The sequence below is a fragment of the Enterobacter cloacae complex sp. P16RS2 genome, from assembly GCF_014982155.1.
Lineage (GTDB): Bacteria > Pseudomonadota > Gammaproteobacteria > Enterobacterales > Enterobacteriaceae > Enterobacter > Enterobacter cloacae_M.
The window spans coordinates 399051-414034 of the sequence record NZ_JADCKW010000009.1 but is presented as its reverse complement, the minus strand read 5'-3'; the positions used below and the strand labels follow the sequence as shown (position 1 = coordinate 414034).

The following is a 14984-nucleotide window of genomic DNA, read 5'->3' as shown; positions in this document are numbered from 1 at the left end:
GTTCTAAACAGGTTTCTTGGTATTTTTCAAGAAAAAAGGAATTGTAATATATCCCCGCTGCAATTTTATAATCACCATACTGACGAGAATTTGTCAATTCGCTAAAAAACTCAAACCAATCAGTCGAAAAAGCAAAATTTTCTCCTCTCGGGAATTTATCTGGACGTATCCATCCCGATGATAAATATTTAAAAAATTCTTTTTTTGATTGCCAGTCTGCATTACTATATTTATATTCCAGCGCCGTTCTCCACACATTTTCAAACAAAACAGGGGATACTATTGCGACATCAATATCTGATTCATCACCAAATGGAACAAATCTCTTTGTAGGTTTAATACTAAATCCTAGTTTGCAAGAACCGACCACGATGACATTATCGAACCCCACATTAAGCTTATCGCAGATTTTGCTTTTCAAGGCATAGCTCTGACTAGACTCTATCATTTGACAATCGGAGTGAAGAATATATCGTCTAAAGGCGTCAGTAGCACTATTTGCCTTGATAAACTCTTTAAAATCATCGATATGCGAACTCATTTTCGCTGCCCATTATATGTAAAATGACCTTTTTAGGGTAGATCTACGTACTTTATCGATAGCTTCATTTACCCCTACCTACTATGCATATTACCAGAAAAGATTTAAATAGGGATTGAAAAATGCTTTCCATACTGTGATTGAGCGTTAATATAACCCTTACACTAATACCAAGGGCCACTTTAACTATAGGGCAAGGGCAAGAGTAAGAAAGATAGTAAGTTCCGCCAAGACACACGCCAGCATTTTTCATCCCCCGATAATGAGCGGATCCTTATCGCTTCATTAATGGCTAGTTCCATTCACCAAAGCTCTCACCTCCCCAAAGCTTCGACAATCGCCCTCTGCATTTTCTCTGGCGTAGTCATCGGAGCAAAACGCTTGAGTGGTTTACCGTCGCGGCCGATCAGAAACTTAGTAAAGTTCCACTTAATCCGCCCTCCCAGCACGCCGGGCAATTCATCTTTCAGATAACGAAACAGCGGGTGCGCTGCGCTACCGTTAACCTCCACCTTCTCAAACATCGGGAAGCTCACGCCGTAGTTGATGTAACATGTTTTCGAGATTTCGTCGGCGCCGCCGGGTTCCTGTTTGCCGAACTGATTGCAGGGGAAGCCCAGCACCACTAACCCTCGATCGGCGTATTTCTTATATAGCGCTTCAAGGCCAGCATATTGCGGCGTGAAGCCACACTGGCTGGCAGTATTGACGACCAAAACCACCTTTCCCGCGTAGTCGGCCATAGAGATAAGCTGCCCATCCAGACGTGTGGCAGTAAGTTGATAAAAGCGAGTCATACTGAAATCCTCAAAGCAGGCCGAAAAGTCGCGGTGACCATCAACAGGGCTGCCGCCGTTTAGAAAGTTTACATTCAGGCAGGCTATTTGTGATACATTCCTGGCGCGCTAATGACCACCACACTCGCTATCAGGTATGCAGAACATAACAAAAAAAATTCGCTGGCTTCTGCTTACTCTCCCACTCCTCAGCGGTTGTGGCACGCTCTCACAGATGTCCTCCCCGGAAGGTACTCAGAAACTTCTCACCCATGATTCACTGGATGGCGACGTTGACAGCGTGGTGCGTCACTATATGGCGCAAAAATCCGTTCCCGGGATGACGGTCGCGGTGATCCATAATCACGGATCGCCGCAGTTTTACACCTGGGGCGTAACCGATGCGGTCAATCGTTATCCGGTCAGGCCCGACACCCTGTTTGCGCTCGGCTCGCTCAGCAAAGGGATCACGGCGGAAGTGGTGGCTTGTCTGGTGAATGAAGGGCAACTGAACTGGAACGATAACCTGGCGACATTGCTTCCGCCGGGGACGCCGCTTAGCGCGGATGCACAAAAAATTACCCTGCTTGAACTGGTTACCCACACTTCCGGCCTGCCGCGTCAGAATATGGATGTTCCGATGCTTGGGAAATTCATCGGCTATTTAAGCACGGGCGAAAATTTCTATAGCGAGCTGGACAGCGATAACGTGCTGCGCTACCTCGCCGACTGGCGGGCGCCAAAGGATAAAGTGCCGCAATATTCCAATACCGGCTACGCGCTGATCGGCTATATCCTGAAGCACAAAACCGGCGAAGATATCCAGAGTTTAGCCTCGCGCTATATTTTCCGTCCGCTGCAAATGGCTAACAGCAGCTTTATTCCCCAGCAGCTAAAAGGATACCCGGAGCGTGCGCTCGGCCACGCGGGCGATCAGCCGAAATTTATCCCGCGCGGGCAGCTCACCCCGGACTGGCATTTTTCCAACAACATGGTGGCGGCAGCGAGCTTGTACAGCAACGCCGAAGATCTGGCGACCTATGCCCGCTATCACGTATCGACGACCCACAGTCCCCTGCTGGACAGCGTCTTTGCCGAAGTGAGAAATACCGATATTCAACGTCCCGACGGGGTACAGGGTATTGCCTGGACCACCGACTTTATCGGTCTGGAAAAAATCACCTATCAGGTCGGCTATATCGGCGGTTACTCCAGCTTTATCGGCTATGACAAAGAAAAAGGCAATGCGGTGGTGGTGCTGCAAAATACCTTTAACTGGAGTAATTACATTGGCATCGCGCTATTAATGGATATGGCTAAAAAAGACAGCCAGAGCCCTGGCAGCCGCTTTGCGATTAATGGGATTCCAAAACGCGTTTATCAGCAATAGTAGTGAACGCCCGCCGTCAGATTTAGGTCTGATGCGCAAGATCTTCGCGAGTCGGCCCCTGAAAGTAGATAGTACTAATATGGCAACTTCGAGGCTGAGACAGTACAAAGCGAATCGTTTCCCAGATTGACCATCCATTCACCAGACGCTCCCCCATCCTTGATTGATTATCGACATGCGCATCTAAACCGGTCAGTTCAAAATCAGGCGGATATAACCCGGTTACCCGAATGTTTTCTTTGGACAAGTGTTCTGACAGTTTCGTTGTAAAGCCGCTGAGCCCGTGTTTGCTGGCAAAAAAAGCGGGATGGGCAATCGAATCTGTAAAGTTCGGAATAGCGCACGCAGAGATAACTGCAATGATGTCTGCACTGTCTGAGCGTCTTAAACCCGGAAGCATTGCCTGGGTTAGCAGGATTGAACCTGTCAGGCCTGAACTGACGGTACTGACGATTTCTGTGCTCGAATGTTCGTCTATTGTCCCTGACAACCACTGAGCAGCATTCAGAATTAAAATATCGATTGGCCTGTCTGAACGTAAGACCTGTGAAGAGAACTGAGAAACGGATTCCGGCAGGGCTAAATCACAGAGATACCCTTTCGCCTCACCACCTTCAGCCGCGATGAGGCTGCAGGTTTTTTGAATATCCACCGCCCGACGGGCGCTAAAATCCACTTCAACGCCCTCTCGGGCAAGCCAGACGCACAGCGCCTGACCAAATCCCCCGCCGCCACCCGTGATAACAGCTCTTTTACCCCTCAGCATAACTCTGCGTCCTCTGTCGTGATGAGTCTGTATCGAGGATTAATAGCATGATGAGGCGGGTAACATCTTCCCGTTAGTGCCGTGGCGCGAACTTCCCGTCCTACACCGCCGGCTTCGGCCTTAAATTCTCATCAAACGTCAGCCGTTTTCGGTCAGGCTCAGCCTCGCGCAGCGGCTCCACCTGGTGCATAGTGAGCTTGCAGCGCTCCACCAGCACCTGATACTCCCGCGTGCCCTGCAGCTTCCACGCCAGCTCCTGCTCGCTGAGTTCGCGAATCGCTTTGGCCGGGCTGCCGATAATCAAATAGTTGGCGGGCATCTCCGCTTTCGCCTTAACGAACGCCGCCGCGCCGACGATGCTGTTTTCACCGATGACCGCGCCGTCCATCACCACCGCGTTCATGCCCACCAGCGCATTGCGGCGGATCACGCAGCCGTGGAGAATGGCGCTGTGGCCGATATGCCCGTCCTCTTCCACCACCGTGTCCTGCTCCGGGAAGCCGTGCATCACGCAGTTATCCTGAATGTTGGCGCCGTCTTTCACCACGATACGGCCAAAATCACCGCGCAGGCTGGCGTTGGGACCGACGTAAACGCCTTTACCCAGAATCACGTCCCCGATCAGCACCGCCGTCGGGTGAACATAGCTCTCGTCCGGCACGACCGGCGTCAGACCGTCAATTTGATAAACTGGCATCTTCGCTCCTTATGCGCTTGTAAGACCACCAAAGCGTTGATAGTAAAGCGTGCCGGGCACGGGCAGTTCGCCCACGGAGGTTTCGCCCTTCTCGCTGACAAACGCCAGCGCCCCCGGCGCGACACGCTGATAGATATTAATGCAGAGCTGTCGGGCGCTTTGTCCCGCCCAGTGCGCGGGCAGCAACTCTTCCGGCAGCAGCGGGTCTTTCAGCACCACGCGACGATAAAAGTGAATCAGCAGCAGCTGGATCTGGAAACAGCGTTCCGGCGTCAGCTCCTCGGGCGCGGCCTCTTTCAGCAGCGGCAGCAGCGGCCGGAACGAGTTGATAAACGACTCGTACATCGCGTTTTGCTCGGTTAACTGCCAGCACTCTTCTACCCGCGAACGCAGCGCGGCGCGGGAGAGCGCCAGCGGCGAGTGGGCTTCAAAGAAGATCACGTTTTCCGCCACGCCGGCATCGTGAAGCAGGGACTGCACGTCCGCCAGATGCTGCGACGGCGAGGCCATCAGGCTCGGCGCCAGCGTGCCAAACCCCTGCCAGATCAGCTGTTTTTTGACGTCGGCAAGGGTGGTTTTATCGAGACCTTCGGAGAGCAGCAGCAGCCATTTGCCGTCCCAGGCGGGCAGTTCCGCGCGGTAAATCTTATTCTCCGCGCGACGCGTCAGGCGAAGCCCTTTATCGCTCAGGCGGTAAAAGCTGCGACGCCCGATGCGGGAAACATCCAGCCAGCCCTCTTTGTTGAGGCGAAACAGCGCGGTGCGCACGAAGCGCTCGCCAAACCCCATGCCTTCCAGCAGGGCTGCCAGGCTACCGAGCCAAATCTCACCGCCGCGATGGGAAAGCGCGTCACCGTATAACGAGGAGATGAGAGAGGTCCCGCTGACGGGTACGGAGCTGACCGCGTGCTGGATAAAGGCGTCGAGTTTATTCATGTGATTCATTCTGTTGTTATTTTTATCCTGGATGAATCATAGCACAGGATTCTGGGATAGCCCCTCACCCTAACCCTCTCCCNNCTCTCCCAAAGGGAGAGGGAATTTTTTACACCCTCTCCCTTTGGGAGAGGGCTGGGGTGAGGGAAACTCAACCGTTAGCTGCGACTTTACGCAAATCAAACACCCGGCAGGCTTTGCCCTCCGAGCGCGGGATGCTGCCGCAGTTCACGATCGTCACGTCGGTGGAAATCCCCACCATTGACTTAATGCGGTGGCGCAGCTGGTGGCACACCTGACAACGCTGCTCGTGCGTCAGCGTCAGACTGCTCTCTTTTAGCTCCACCTTCACGGAAAGTGAATCAAGATGCCCGCGACGGTTCACCTCCAGCTGGTAGTGCGGCGAAAGATGTTCGAACTTCACGATCTCCTCTTCCAGCTGCGACGGGAAGACGTTGACGCCGCGGATGATCAGCATATCGTCGCTGCGGCCGCTGATCCGGTCCATACGGCGCATGCTGCGCGCGGTGGCCGGAAGCAGACGCGTCAGGTCGCGGGTGCGGTAGCGGATCACCGGCAGCGCCTCTTTGGTCAGCGTGGTGAACAGCAACTCGCCCTGCTGGCCGTCATCCAGCGGCGTGCCGTCGTTCGGGTTGACGATCTCAGGGTAGAAATGATCTTCCCAGATGGTCGGGCCGTCGACGGTTTCGATACACTCCATCGCCACGCCCGGCCCCATCACTTCGGAGAGGCCATAGATGTCCAGCGCCGTAATGCCTAAGCGTTTTTCAATTTCCCGGCGCATGGCCTGCGTCCACGGCTCGGCGCCGAAGACGCCCACGCGCAGGGAACATCCGCTGGCATCGCCGCCCATCTGGCGCTCCAGCTCTTCAATCAGGTTGAGGCAGTAGGATGGCGTCACCATGATCATGTCCGGCTGGAAATCGCGGATCAGCTGCGCCTGTTTCTCCGTCTGGCCGCCGGACATCGGGATCACCGTCGCGCCTAAACGCTCGGCCCCGTAGTGCGCCCCCAGCCCGCCGGTAAACAGGCCGTAGCCATACGCCACGTGAATTTTGTCCTTCGCACTGCCGCCCGCGGCGCGCAGGGAGCGGGCCACCAGATTGGCCCAGTTGTCGATGTCGCCCTGCGTATAGCCGACAACGGTCGGTTTGCCGGTGGTGCCGGATGACGCGTGAATGCGCACCACCTGCTCCATCGGCACGGCAAAGGTATCGAACGGATAGTTATCCCGCAGGTCCTGCTTGGTGGTGCACGGGAATTTGCGGATATCCGCCAGCTCTTTGAAATCGTCAGGGTGAACGCCTGCGGCGTCAAACTTGCGTTTGTACATCGGCACGTTGTTATAGGCATGATGCAGCGTCCATTTCAGACGCTCGGTCTGCAGCGCCTGTAACTCGTCAAGGGAGGCCGTTTCAATCGGATCAAGCTTTGTTGTATTTGTCATTGTAGGGTACTCACATTGTTTTTATGCTCAAACACGCTCAAGGATCATGGCAATGCCCTGACCCACACCGATGCACATCGTACACAGCGCGTAGCGCCCGCCGCGTCGGTGCAGTTCGTTGCTCGCGGCCAGCGCCAGCCTGGCGCCGCTCATGCCCAGCGGGTGGCCCAGCGCAATCGCGCCACCGTTCGGGTTAACGTGCGCGGCATCATCCGGCAGGCCCAGCTGACGCAGCACGCCCAGCGCCTGCGCGGCGAAAGCTTCGTTAAGCTCGATCACGTCCATATCGTTAATGCTGAGTCCGGCGCGCTCCAGCACCTTGCAAGTGGCGGGGACCGGACCGAGCCCCATCAGACGAGGCTCCACGCCCGCCGTCGCCATCGCCACGATCCGCGTGCGCGGGACCAATCCCTGCGCCAGCGCCATCTTCTCGCTGGCGACGATCAGCGCCGCAGCGCCGTCGTTGACGCCGGAGGCATTCCCCGCCGTGATCGCCCCGTTCTTACGAAACGGCGTTTTGAGCCCGGCGAGCTGTTCGAGCGTGGTGTCCGCGCGCGGATGTTCATCCACGCAGAACTCCGTGACCGCCCCTTTTTTGCCAGGCACCGGTACCGGCACAATCTCCTGCGCCAGAATGCCGTTCTGCTGCGCCTGCGCGGTACGCTGCTGGCTGCGCAGCGCGAACGCGTCCTGATCGGCACGGCTGACATTTAACAATTCAGCTACATTCTCTGCCGTTTCCGGCATACTGTCAGTTCCGAATTGCTGATGCATGAGCGGATTCACAAATCGCCAGCCGATGGTGGTATCAAAGATCTCCGCCTGACGCTGAAACGCGGCGGTGGCTTTGCCCATCACAAACGGCGCGCGCGACATCGACTCCACGCCGCCCGCGATCAGCAGCTCGCCATCGCCCGCCTTAATGGCGCGGGCAGCAAACCCAATCGCGTCAAGACCCGATCCGCACAGGCGGTTAATGGTGGTTCCGGACACCGTCTGCGGCAGCCCGGCCAGCAGGGACGACATGCGCGCTACGTTGCGGTTATCTTCCCCCGCCTGGTTGGCGCAGCCGAAAATCACGTCGTCGATCCGCTCGAGGTCGAGCTGGGGATAGCGGGCCAGCAGCGCGCGTAGCGGCACGGCACCGAGATCGTCGGTTCGGACTGCGGCAAGCGCGCCGCCGTAGCGCCCCACCGGGGTTCGAACGCCATCACAAATAAATGCGTCACGCATCTGCCTCTCCTGTCACGCTGCCGCCGATGCGGTGAGATTTCCCACGAAAAAGGGCGACGGTTTTCTGTTGTTGGTTCTGGATTTCAATGTCGTACACGCCGGTCAGTTTGCCCTGGTGCATCACCCGCGCGGTGGCAGTGAGCGTGTCCCCGGCAAAGCCCGGACGCAGAAAATCAATCGAGCAGCCTGAGGCTACCGCCGCCAGCCCCTGGCTGTTGCAGGCGTAGGCAAAGGCGGTGTCTGCCAGCGAAAAAAGCTGTCCGCCGTGGCAGGTTTGGTGGCCGTTAAGCATCTGCGGGGTGATGGTCATGGTCACCACCGCGAAGCCTTCATCCATGTCGACAATGTCCATCCCCATCGCCTGCGCGCAGGCGTCCCGTTCGTACATCGCGCGGGCGTTATGCCAGGCGTTATGACTCATAGCTACTCTCCAGAAGCGCGCGCTGGCGCAGCAGTGAACAGGGGCGATAGCGCTCCTCGCCGTAATGACGCTGCAGGTTCTCCAGCAGCGTCAGCAGGCGCTGCCAGCCCAGCCGCTCGCCCCAGGCGATCGGCCCGCTCGGGTAGTTCACGCCCAGGCGCATGGCGGTATCGATGTCCTTCTCGCTGGCGACCCCTTTTTGCAGGGCATCCAGCGCTTCGTTGGCAATCATCGCCAGCGTGCGCCAGACCAGCAGGCCGGGATAATCGGCAATTTGCACCACCCGGTTACCCTGCTGCTGCAGGTAGCGGATGGCCTTTTGCGTCGCGGTGTGCGGGTTGCTGGCGGCCGACGCAATCACCGCCACGTCGCGCTCAATGCGGTCCACCACCACCACCGGGCCGTTGAGCCGCAGCGCCAGCGCCTGAGCGGTTTCGCCCTGCGTTTCGATCAGGTACACATCATCAATTTCGGTGACACCGTCACCTCTTCTTTCCACGCGCATCGGGCTGAAGCTGTCGTTCACGGCCGTCACCCACTGCACGGCGGGTTTGTCACCCTGCCAGTCGTAGACGCCCTTCCCGCTCTTTTTGCCCAGCCTTCCCGCCAGCACCAGCTCCTGCTGCACCAGCGAAGGCAGAAAACGACGCTCCTGCCAGAAGGCGTTAAATACCGAGCAGGTCACCGCGAAATTCACGTCCTGACCAATCATGTCGGTCAGCTCCAGCGGCCCCATCGGGAAACCGCCGCCGTCGCGCAGGGCGGCATCAATCACCTCCGGCGGGGCGACCTGCTCTTCCAGCGCGCGCCAGGCCTCGGAATAAAACGGACGGGCGACGCGGTTGACGATGAATCCCGGCGTTGACTGGCAGCGAACGGGCTGTTTACCCCAGTTCAGCGCCAGCTCGCACAGCGCGTCGGCTACTTCCGGAGAGGTCGCCAGCCCGCTGACCACCTCCACCAGCTTCATCACCGGCGCCGGGTTAAAGAAGTGCAGCCCTGCGACGCGCTCCGGGTGGTGGACGTCCGCCGCAATCGCAGTGACGGAGATGGAAGAGGTATTGCTGGTCAGCACCGTCTGCGGCGGGCAGATCTCAGCCAGCTGAGCAAACAGCGCCTTTTTCACCTCCAGACGCTCGGAGGCCGCTTCTATGACCAGATCGGCCGCGGCGAGCGCCTCGATATCCGTGACCGGAAGCAGCCGGGCGAGGATCTGGCTCCCGGCATCGGCGGAGAGTTTTCCGCGCGTCACCCGGGAGGCCAGACGCTGGCGGATCCCGTCGATGGCCCGCGATATCGCGTCGCTGGAGATGTCGTAGATCAGCACCTGATGCCCATGGCTGGCGGCGACTTCGGCAATCCCTGCGCCCATCGTGCCGCTGCCAATCACGGCGACAGTCCGTATGTTCAGCATCTTATTTCCCCGTAAAGTTCGGCACGCGCTTCGCCAGGAAGGCGCTGACGCCCTCGCGGTAATCGTCGCTGCGTCCGGCCAGGCGCTGATAGTCGCGCTCGAGATCGAGCTGAGCGTCCAGAGTGTTGGTTTCCGCAGCATTGATCGCCTGCTTGATCAGCCCCAGCCCGAAGGTCGGCTGCGACGCAAAATGCAGGGCCATCTGCTGCGCGGTGGTGGAGAGCTGTTCGTCATCCACCACCTGCCAGATCATCCCCCAGGCCTGCGCCTGTTCGGCGCTGAGCTTGTCGCCGAGCAGCGCCAGCCCCATGGCGCGGGCGCGTCCGGCCACGCGCGGCAGCAGCCAGGTGCCGCCGCAGTCCGGCACAAGGCCGAGCTTGCTGAAGGCCATCACGAAGCTGGCGGAACGGGCGGCAATGACCATGTCGCACCCCAGCGCCAGCGTGGCCCCCGCGCCGGCCGCCACGCCGTTAACGGCACAAATGACCGGTTTCGGCAGCTTTGCCAGGCGGCGCACCAGCGGGTTATAGAAGGTTTCAACGGACATCCCCAGATCCGGCGCCGGGCCGTTGGGGTCGACGTTGCGGTCGTTCAGATCCTGACCGGCGCAAAAGCCGCGTCCCGCCCCGGTGATCAGCAGGCAGCGAACGGTGTCATCACGCTCGGCCTGTTTCAGGCACTCGGCAAGCTGCTGGTGCATCACGTCGTTAAAGCTGTTCAGACGCTCCGGACGGTTCAGCGTAATGGTCATTACGCCCTGCTCAACATGACTGAGAATAAATTCCACAATTAGCGTCCTTTAAAGTCGGGGGTGCGTTTTTGTAAGAAGGCGTCGATGCCTTCCCGGCGGTCTTCGGTGGCAGAAAGCAGCGTAAACAGCTGGCGCTCCTGGGCCAGACCGGCCTGGAGCGGCACCTCCTGAGACTGGCGCAGCGCCTGTTTCGCCGCCTGCAGCGCCAGCGGAGAGTGGCGCGCCATCAGCGCCGCCTGCTTCAGGGCATACTCCAGCGTCAGCGCTGCAGGAAAAACGTCGCTCACCAGCCCGGCGCTCAGCGCCTGCTGCGCGGAGATACTCTCGCCGGTCAGCACCATTTTGCTGGCAAGGGATTTACCGACGCTGCGAATCAGACGCTGGGTGCCGCCCGCGCCGGGCATAATGCCCAGCGTAATTTCCGGCAGGCCAAAGCGGGCGTTATCGCCAGCAACGATCGCGTCACACAGCAGCGCCAGCTCGCAGCCTGCGCCCAGCGCGAAGCCGTTCACGGCGGCAATCAGCGGTTTAGGAAAAGCGTTAATCCGCGCCCACAGCTGCGGACGAATATCGTTCAGCGTGGCGGGCAGGTCTTTCTCCGCCATTTCGTTGAGATCGGCCCCGGCGGCAAAGCAGCGCTCGCTGCCGTAAATCACGCAGACGGAAATCTCGATGTCAGAAGCCGCGGCCTCCAGCTGTTCCGCAAGCTGCGTCAACAGCGCATTGTTGAGGGCGTTGCGCGCCGCCGGACGGTTTAGCGTCAGCTGCAGCACGCGGCCATGACGGGTAACAGTCAGTTCGCTCATGCCATCCCCTTCGCGTCGAAGTCGACAATCACGTCGGCGGTTAACGGAAGCGACTGGCAGCTCAGCACGTATCCGGCGGCCAGCTCGTCCGGCTCCAGGCTGTAGTTGGTCGCCATATCCACCTTCCCGCGCAGCACTTTGCATTTACAGGTGGCGCACACGCCGCCCTTGCAGGCATACGGAAGATCCGCCCCCTGACGCAGGGCGGCATCCAGGATGCTTTCGTCGTCCGCCGTCAGGGTGATTTCGCGATCGCGCCCGTCCTGGCGCACGGTCACTTTTTGTCCTTCCGCCTGGACGTGCACCGCGCGTTTAGCGGTGGTCCCCGGGGTGTTAAAGCGCTCAAGGTGAATGGATTTGTCCGGCATCCCCAGCGCCTTCAGCGTCGCTTCGGCGTCGTCCATCATCGCCGACGGGCCGCAGATAAACGCCTCGTCGTACTGGCGGAAGTTAATCAGGGTTTTCGCCAGCGCCTGCAGCTTTTCCCCGTCGATGCGGCCAAAGAGCAGATCGCTGTCCAGCCGCTCCTGGCTGAAGATAGAGACCAGCTGCAGCCGCTGCGTGTACTTGTCCTTCAGGTCCGCCAGCGCCTGGCGGAACATCATGCTCTGGCTGCTGCGGTTGCCGTAGATCAGGGTGAAATGGCTGTTCGGCTCGGTCGCCAGCGTCGCGGAGATAATCGCCAGCATCGGGGTGATCCCGGAGCCTGCCGCAATTGCCAGATAGTGGCCTTCGCGTTCGGCCCGCGGCTGGTAGCCAAACTGTCCCTGAGGAACCATTACCTCCAGCGCCATGCCCGCTTTGATCTCATCCCGGGCATAGCGGGAAAAGCGCCCGCCTTCAATCGCCTTGACCGCCACGCTGATTTCGCCCGGGGCGGTACTCCGGCAGATGGAGTAGCAGCGGCGCAGCTCGTCCCCGTCAAGCTTCGTTTTTAAGGTCAGGTGCTGGCCGGGACGAAAGCGGTAGGCCTCCTGCAGCGCCTGCGGCACCGCAAAGGTAATGGTCACCGCGTCGCGGGTTTCGGGTTCCACTTTTGCCACTGTTAATGAATGAAACGTTGTCATGGCAGCCTCAAATACATTTGAAATAGTCGAAGGGCTCACGGCAGGAATTGCAGCGGTAGAGCGCTTTGCAGGCCGTCGAACCAAATTCACTGGTAAGCGAAGTGTCGGTGCTGGCGCAGCGCGGGCAGCTCACCTCCACCGGCGCGAGCGCGTGACAGCTATGCCCCACCGGTGGACTGATGCCGTACGCCCGCAGGCGCTCGCGCGCGCCGGCGGTCATCCAGTCGGTGGTCCAGGCGGGTTCAAGCTGGAGCACAATGTGCACCGGGGTAAAGCCGTGCGCGGTCATCGCGTCGCGGATCGCCCCCAGCAGGTGTTCCGTTGCCGGACAGCCCGAGTAGGTTGGCGTGAAGCCAATGACCCAGCCTTCCCCCTGCGTCTTCACGCTGCGCACCATGCCTAAATCGGTGATGGTTAATACCGGCACTTCCGGATCGGGGATCTGGCTTAACAGCGACCAGATCTGCGGGATTTGCGCGGGCGCGATGTCGACGAGGCGTTGCATAGCGTTCTCCTTTACCACTGCTGACCGGGATACGCGCGCTGGAGATACTGCATTTCCGCCAGCATCGGGCCCAGATGTTCGGTATGCAGCCCCCTCTTGCCCCCGGTGCGGTACGCCACCTCTGCGGGAACCTGCAGGCAGGCCTCATTGAGACCGGCAAAGACTTCGCTTTCCCACGGCTGACGCAGGAGGCGCGGGTCAACCGCCACGCCGGACTCAATCAGCTCCCGCTCGACGTCATCGGCTTCAAACAGCTCGGCCGTAAAACGCCACAGGTTGTCGATGGCCTGCTGCATTTTTTGCGCGGACGTTTCGGTCCCGTCGCCCAGACGCACCAGCCAGCCGCGGCTGAAGCGCAGGTGGTAGCGCGCCTCTTTAACCGCTTTGGCGGCAATGGCGGCAAGCTGGCCGTCGCGGCTTTGGGTCAGGCGTTCATACAGCGCCACGTTCCAGGCATCCATCAGGTACTGGCGGGCAATGGTGTCGGCGAAGCTGCCGTTCGGCTGCTCCACCAGCAGGACGTTGCGGAACTGGCGCTCGTCGCGGCCAAACGCCAGCGTGTCTTCATCGCCCTGGCCTTCCTGCTCCGCGGCATAGGTCAGGAAATTGCGCGCCTGTCCCAGCAGGTCGAGGCCGATATTGGCGAGCGCGAGATCGATCTCCAGCTCCGGCGCGTGGCCGCACCAGGCGCCGAGACGCTGGGAAAGCACCAGACCGTTGTCGCCCAGACGCAGGGCATAGGCAGTCACTGAATTCATTCTTTGCCTCACATATGCTCGATGCCGTCGGGGATGGTGTAGAACGTCGGGTGGCGGTAAACCTTGCTTTCCGCCGGGTCGAAGAACTCACCGCTCTCTTCCGGCTGGGAGGCGACAATCTCGCTCGCCTTAACCACCCAGATAGAACACCCTTCGCTGCGGCGGGTGTAGGCGTCGCGCGCATTTTCCAGCGCCATGCGATCGTCGGCGGCATGCAGACTGCCCACGTGACGGTGGGATAATCCTTGTTTGCTGCGTACGAATACTTCGTACAGCGGCCAGTAGACGTTGCTCATCGTGATTCCTCTTAAGCCACTTTGCGGGCGTGTTGTTTTTCCGCGTGCGCCAGTGCGGCTTCGCGCACCCACGCCCCCTCTTCCCAGGCTTTACGTTTCGCGGCCAGGCGCTCGTGGTTGCAGATGCCGCGCCCGTTAATGACCTCGTCAAACTCCTGCCAGTCAATCTCGCCGAAGCGATAATGACCGCTCTCTTCATCAAATCGCAGGTCGGGATCCGGCACCGTCATGCCCAGCATCTCCACCTGCGGCACCGTGTTGTCGACAAAGCGCTGGCGAAGCTCGTCATTGCCGAAGCGTTTGATTTTCCAGGCCAGGCTGCGGGCGCTGTTCGGCGAGTTGTCGTCGTTCGGCCCGAACATCATCAGCGCCGGCCACCAGAAGCGGTTGATGGCGTCCTGCAGCATCTGACGCTGGGCCTCGCTGCCCTGCGCCAGCGCCATGCAGGCCTCAAAGCCCTGGCGCTGGTGGAAGCTCTCTTCTTTACAGATTTTCACCATCGCGCGGGCATACGGACCGTAGGAGGTGCGGCACAGCGCCACCTGGTTGACGATGGCCGCGCCATCCACCAGCCAGCCAATCACGCCGATATCGGCCCAGCTCAGGGTCGGATAGTTGAAGATGGAGGAGTATTTCATCCTGCCGTCAAGCATCTTCTGGTAGATGTCTTCCCGCGCGCAGCCCAGCGTTTCCGCCGCGCTGTAGAGGTAGAGCCCGTGCCCGGCTTCGTCCTGCACCTTCGCCAGCAGGATCGCTTTTCGGCGCAGCGTCGGCGCGCGGGCGATCCAGTTCCCTTCCGGCAGCATGCCGACAATTTCGGAGTGCGCATGCTGACCAATCTGACGGATCAACGTCTTACGGTAGGCGTCAGGCATCCAGTCCTGAGGCTCAATCGCCGTCTCCTGCGCTATGCGCTGCTCAAACCGTTGTTCTTGCGTCACGTCATCACCTTTATGATTCGTTAGTTTGCAAATTAAAGCGTAATGTTGAATCACTTTGTTTTTTAAAAGTTACACAAAGGTTAAATATAACCCCAAGAATTGTTTCCTGATTATGTGACGCTGCTCGCAAGGCTTTTACTACAGGCGCGCTGGAGAGCGTCCTGGCGCGCCGCGCTTCATCAGAGCGGATCACAATGTTAACAATTCATTAAAACTCA

Annotated in this window: 17 protein-coding genes; 1 reads left to right on the top strand and 16 read right to left on the bottom strand. The window is 59.0% G+C overall.

What is annotated here, in order from left to right:
- On the bottom strand, nt 1–541 hold a 541-nt coding region (locus tag INF68_RS07035), incomplete at its 3' end, for a hypothetical protein (RefSeq protein WP_193525291.1).
- A 314-nt stretch (nt 542–855) separates the two neighbouring features.
- Complete coding sequence (locus INF68_RS07030) at nt 856–1338, bottom strand: glutathione peroxidase (RefSeq protein WP_126787185.1); 483 nt, start codon at nt 1336–1338, stop codon at nt 856–858.
- A gap of 136 nt (nt 1339–1474) precedes the next feature.
- Between INF68_RS07030 and INF68_RS07025 the strand changes: the two genes are divergently transcribed.
- Nucleotides 1475–2707: a serine hydrolase gene (locus INF68_RS07025; protein ID WP_126787186.1), complete on the top strand. Its 1233-nt coding sequence runs from the start codon at nt 1475–1477 to the stop codon at nt 2705–2707.
- Nucleotides 2708–2729: 22 nt separating this feature from the next.
- Here the strand turns inward: INF68_RS07025 and INF68_RS07020 are convergent, their stop codons facing one another.
- The 14 genes from INF68_RS07020 to paaA all read right to left on the bottom strand — a co-directional run bounded on the left by INF68_RS07020 (nt 2730) and on the right by paaA (nt 14766).
- Nucleotides 2730–3473, bottom strand: coding sequence for an SDR family oxidoreductase (locus INF68_RS07020; RefSeq protein WP_126787187.1), 744 nt, complete (start codon nt 3471–3473; stop codon nt 2730–2732).
- 100 nt (nt 3474–3573) lie between these two features.
- Nucleotides 3574–4170 (bottom strand): phenylacetic acid degradation protein PaaY, encoded by a 597-nt coding sequence (paaY, locus tag INF68_RS07015; RefSeq protein WP_109844267.1) that lies wholly within the window; start codon nt 4168–4170, stop codon nt 3574–3576.
- Between the two features lie 9 nt (nt 4171–4179).
- Complete coding sequence (gene paaX, locus INF68_RS07010; protein WP_021241337.1) at nt 4180–5115, bottom strand: phenylacetic acid degradation operon negative regulatory protein PaaX; 936 nt, start codon at nt 5113–5115, stop codon at nt 4180–4182.
- A 142-nt stretch (nt 5116–5257) separates the two neighbouring features.
- Nucleotides 5258–6574, bottom strand: a complete 1317-nt coding sequence (gene paaK / locus INF68_RS07005) for a phenylacetate--CoA ligase PaaK (protein ID WP_047647866.1) — start codon at nt 6572–6574, stop codon at nt 5258–5260.
- 27 nt (nt 6575–6601) lie between these two features.
- The gene (pcaF, locus tag INF68_RS07000) at nt 6602–7807 is read right to left on the bottom strand and encodes a 3-oxoadipyl-CoA thiolase (protein ID WP_126787188.1); all 1206 of its coding nucleotides are present in this window, start codon (nt 7805–7807) and stop codon (nt 6602–6604) included.
- Entirely contained in the window at nt 7800–8228 is a 429-nt protein-coding gene (gene paaI, locus INF68_RS06995; protein WP_109844271.1) for a hydroxyphenylacetyl-CoA thioesterase PaaI, read from the bottom strand. The genes pcaF and paaI overlap by 8 nt, the downstream gene beginning before the upstream one ends.
- The gene (gene paaH / locus INF68_RS06990) at nt 8218–9642 is read right to left on the bottom strand and encodes a 3-hydroxyacyl-CoA dehydrogenase PaaH (protein ID WP_126787189.1); all 1425 of its coding nucleotides are present in this window, start codon (nt 9640–9642) and stop codon (nt 8218–8220) included. Before paaH ends, paaI begins: the two co-directional genes overlap by 11 nt.
- Nucleotide 9643: 1 nt before the next feature.
- Entirely contained in the window at nt 9644–10432 is a 789-nt protein-coding gene (gene paaG / locus INF68_RS06985) for a 2-(1,2-epoxy-1,2-dihydrophenyl)acetyl-CoA isomerase PaaG (protein WP_126787190.1), read from the bottom strand.
- Entirely contained in the window at nt 10432–11199 is a 768-nt protein-coding gene (paaF, locus tag INF68_RS06980; RefSeq protein ID WP_063440986.1) for a 2,3-dehydroadipyl-CoA hydratase PaaF, read from the bottom strand. Before paaF ends, paaG begins: the two co-directional genes overlap by 1 nt.
- Nucleotides 11196–12266 (bottom strand): 1,2-phenylacetyl-CoA epoxidase subunit PaaE, encoded by a 1071-nt coding sequence (gene paaE, locus INF68_RS06975; RefSeq protein WP_109844274.1) that lies wholly within the window; start codon nt 12264–12266, stop codon nt 11196–11198. The genes paaF and paaE overlap by 4 nt, the downstream gene beginning before the upstream one ends.
- Nucleotides 12267–12273: 7 nt before the next feature.
- Nucleotides 12274–12771, bottom strand: a complete 498-nt coding sequence (paaD, locus tag INF68_RS06970) for a 1,2-phenylacetyl-CoA epoxidase subunit PaaD (protein WP_126787191.1) — start codon at nt 12769–12771, stop codon at nt 12274–12276.
- Nucleotides 12772–12782: 11 nt separating this feature from the next.
- Nucleotides 12783–13529, bottom strand: a complete 747-nt coding sequence (gene paaC / locus INF68_RS06965; RefSeq protein ID WP_109844275.1) for a 1,2-phenylacetyl-CoA epoxidase subunit PaaC — start codon at nt 13527–13529, stop codon at nt 12783–12785.
- Between the two features lie 8 nt (nt 13530–13537).
- On the bottom strand, nt 13538–13825 hold the full coding sequence (gene paaB / locus INF68_RS06960) for a 1,2-phenylacetyl-CoA epoxidase subunit PaaB (protein WP_003857353.1): 288 nt from the start codon (nt 13823–13825) through the stop codon (nt 13538–13540).
- A gap of 11 nt (nt 13826–13836) precedes the next feature.
- Nucleotides 13837–14766 (bottom strand): 1,2-phenylacetyl-CoA epoxidase subunit PaaA, encoded by a 930-nt coding sequence (gene paaA / locus INF68_RS06955; protein WP_047749457.1) that lies wholly within the window; start codon nt 14764–14766, stop codon nt 13837–13839.
- Nucleotides 14767–14984 lie beyond the last annotated feature (218 nt).

Excerpts from the sequence above, each read along its gene's own strand:
- INF68_RS07030 (WP_126787185.1), bottom strand. The coding sequence starts at position 1,338 with ATGACTCGCTTTTATCAACTTACTGCCACACGTCTGGATGGGCAGCTT.
- INF68_RS07025 (WP_126787186.1), top strand. The coding sequence starts at position 1,475 with ATGCAGAACATAACAAAAAAAATTCGCTGGCTTCTGCTTACTCTCCCA.
- INF68_RS07020 (WP_126787187.1), bottom strand. The coding sequence starts at position 3,473 with ATGCTGAGGGGTAAAAGAGCTGTTATCACGGGTGGCGGCGGGGGATTT.
- paaY (WP_109844267.1), bottom strand. The coding sequence starts at position 4,170 with ATGCCAGTTTATCAAATTGACGGTCTGACGCCGGTCGTGCCGGACGAG.
- paaX (WP_021241337.1), bottom strand. The coding sequence starts at position 5,115 with ATGAATCACATGAATAAACTCGACGCCTTTATCCAGCACGCGGTCAGC.
- paaK (WP_047647866.1), bottom strand. The coding sequence starts at position 6,574 with ATGACAAATACAACAAAGCTTGATCCGATTGAAACGGCCTCCCTTGAC.
- pcaF (WP_126787188.1), bottom strand. The coding sequence starts at position 7,807 with ATGCGTGACGCATTTATTTGTGATGGCGTTCGAACCCCGGTGGGGCGC.
- paaI (WP_109844271.1), bottom strand. The coding sequence starts at position 8,228 with ATGAGTCATAACGCCTGGCATAACGCCCGCGCGATGTACGAACGGGAC.
- paaH (WP_126787189.1), bottom strand. The coding sequence starts at position 9,642 with ATGCTGAACATACGGACTGTCGCCGTGATTGGCAGCGGCACGATGGGC.
- paaF (WP_063440986.1), bottom strand. The coding sequence starts at position 11,199 with ATGAGCGAACTGACTGTTACCCGTCATGGCCGCGTGCTGCAGCTGACG.
- paaE (WP_109844274.1), bottom strand. The coding sequence starts at position 12,266 with ATGACAACGTTTCATTCATTAACAGTGGCAAAAGTGGAACCCGAAACC.
- paaD (WP_126787191.1), bottom strand. The coding sequence starts at position 12,771 with ATGCAACGCCTCGTCGACATCGCGCCCGCGCAAATCCCGCAGATCTGG.
- paaC (WP_109844275.1), bottom strand. The coding sequence starts at position 13,529 with ATGAATTCAGTGACTGCCTATGCCCTGCGTCTGGGCGACAACGGTCTG.
- paaB (WP_003857353.1), bottom strand. The coding sequence starts at position 13,825 with ATGAGCAACGTCTACTGGCCGCTGTACGAAGTATTCGTACGCAGCAAA.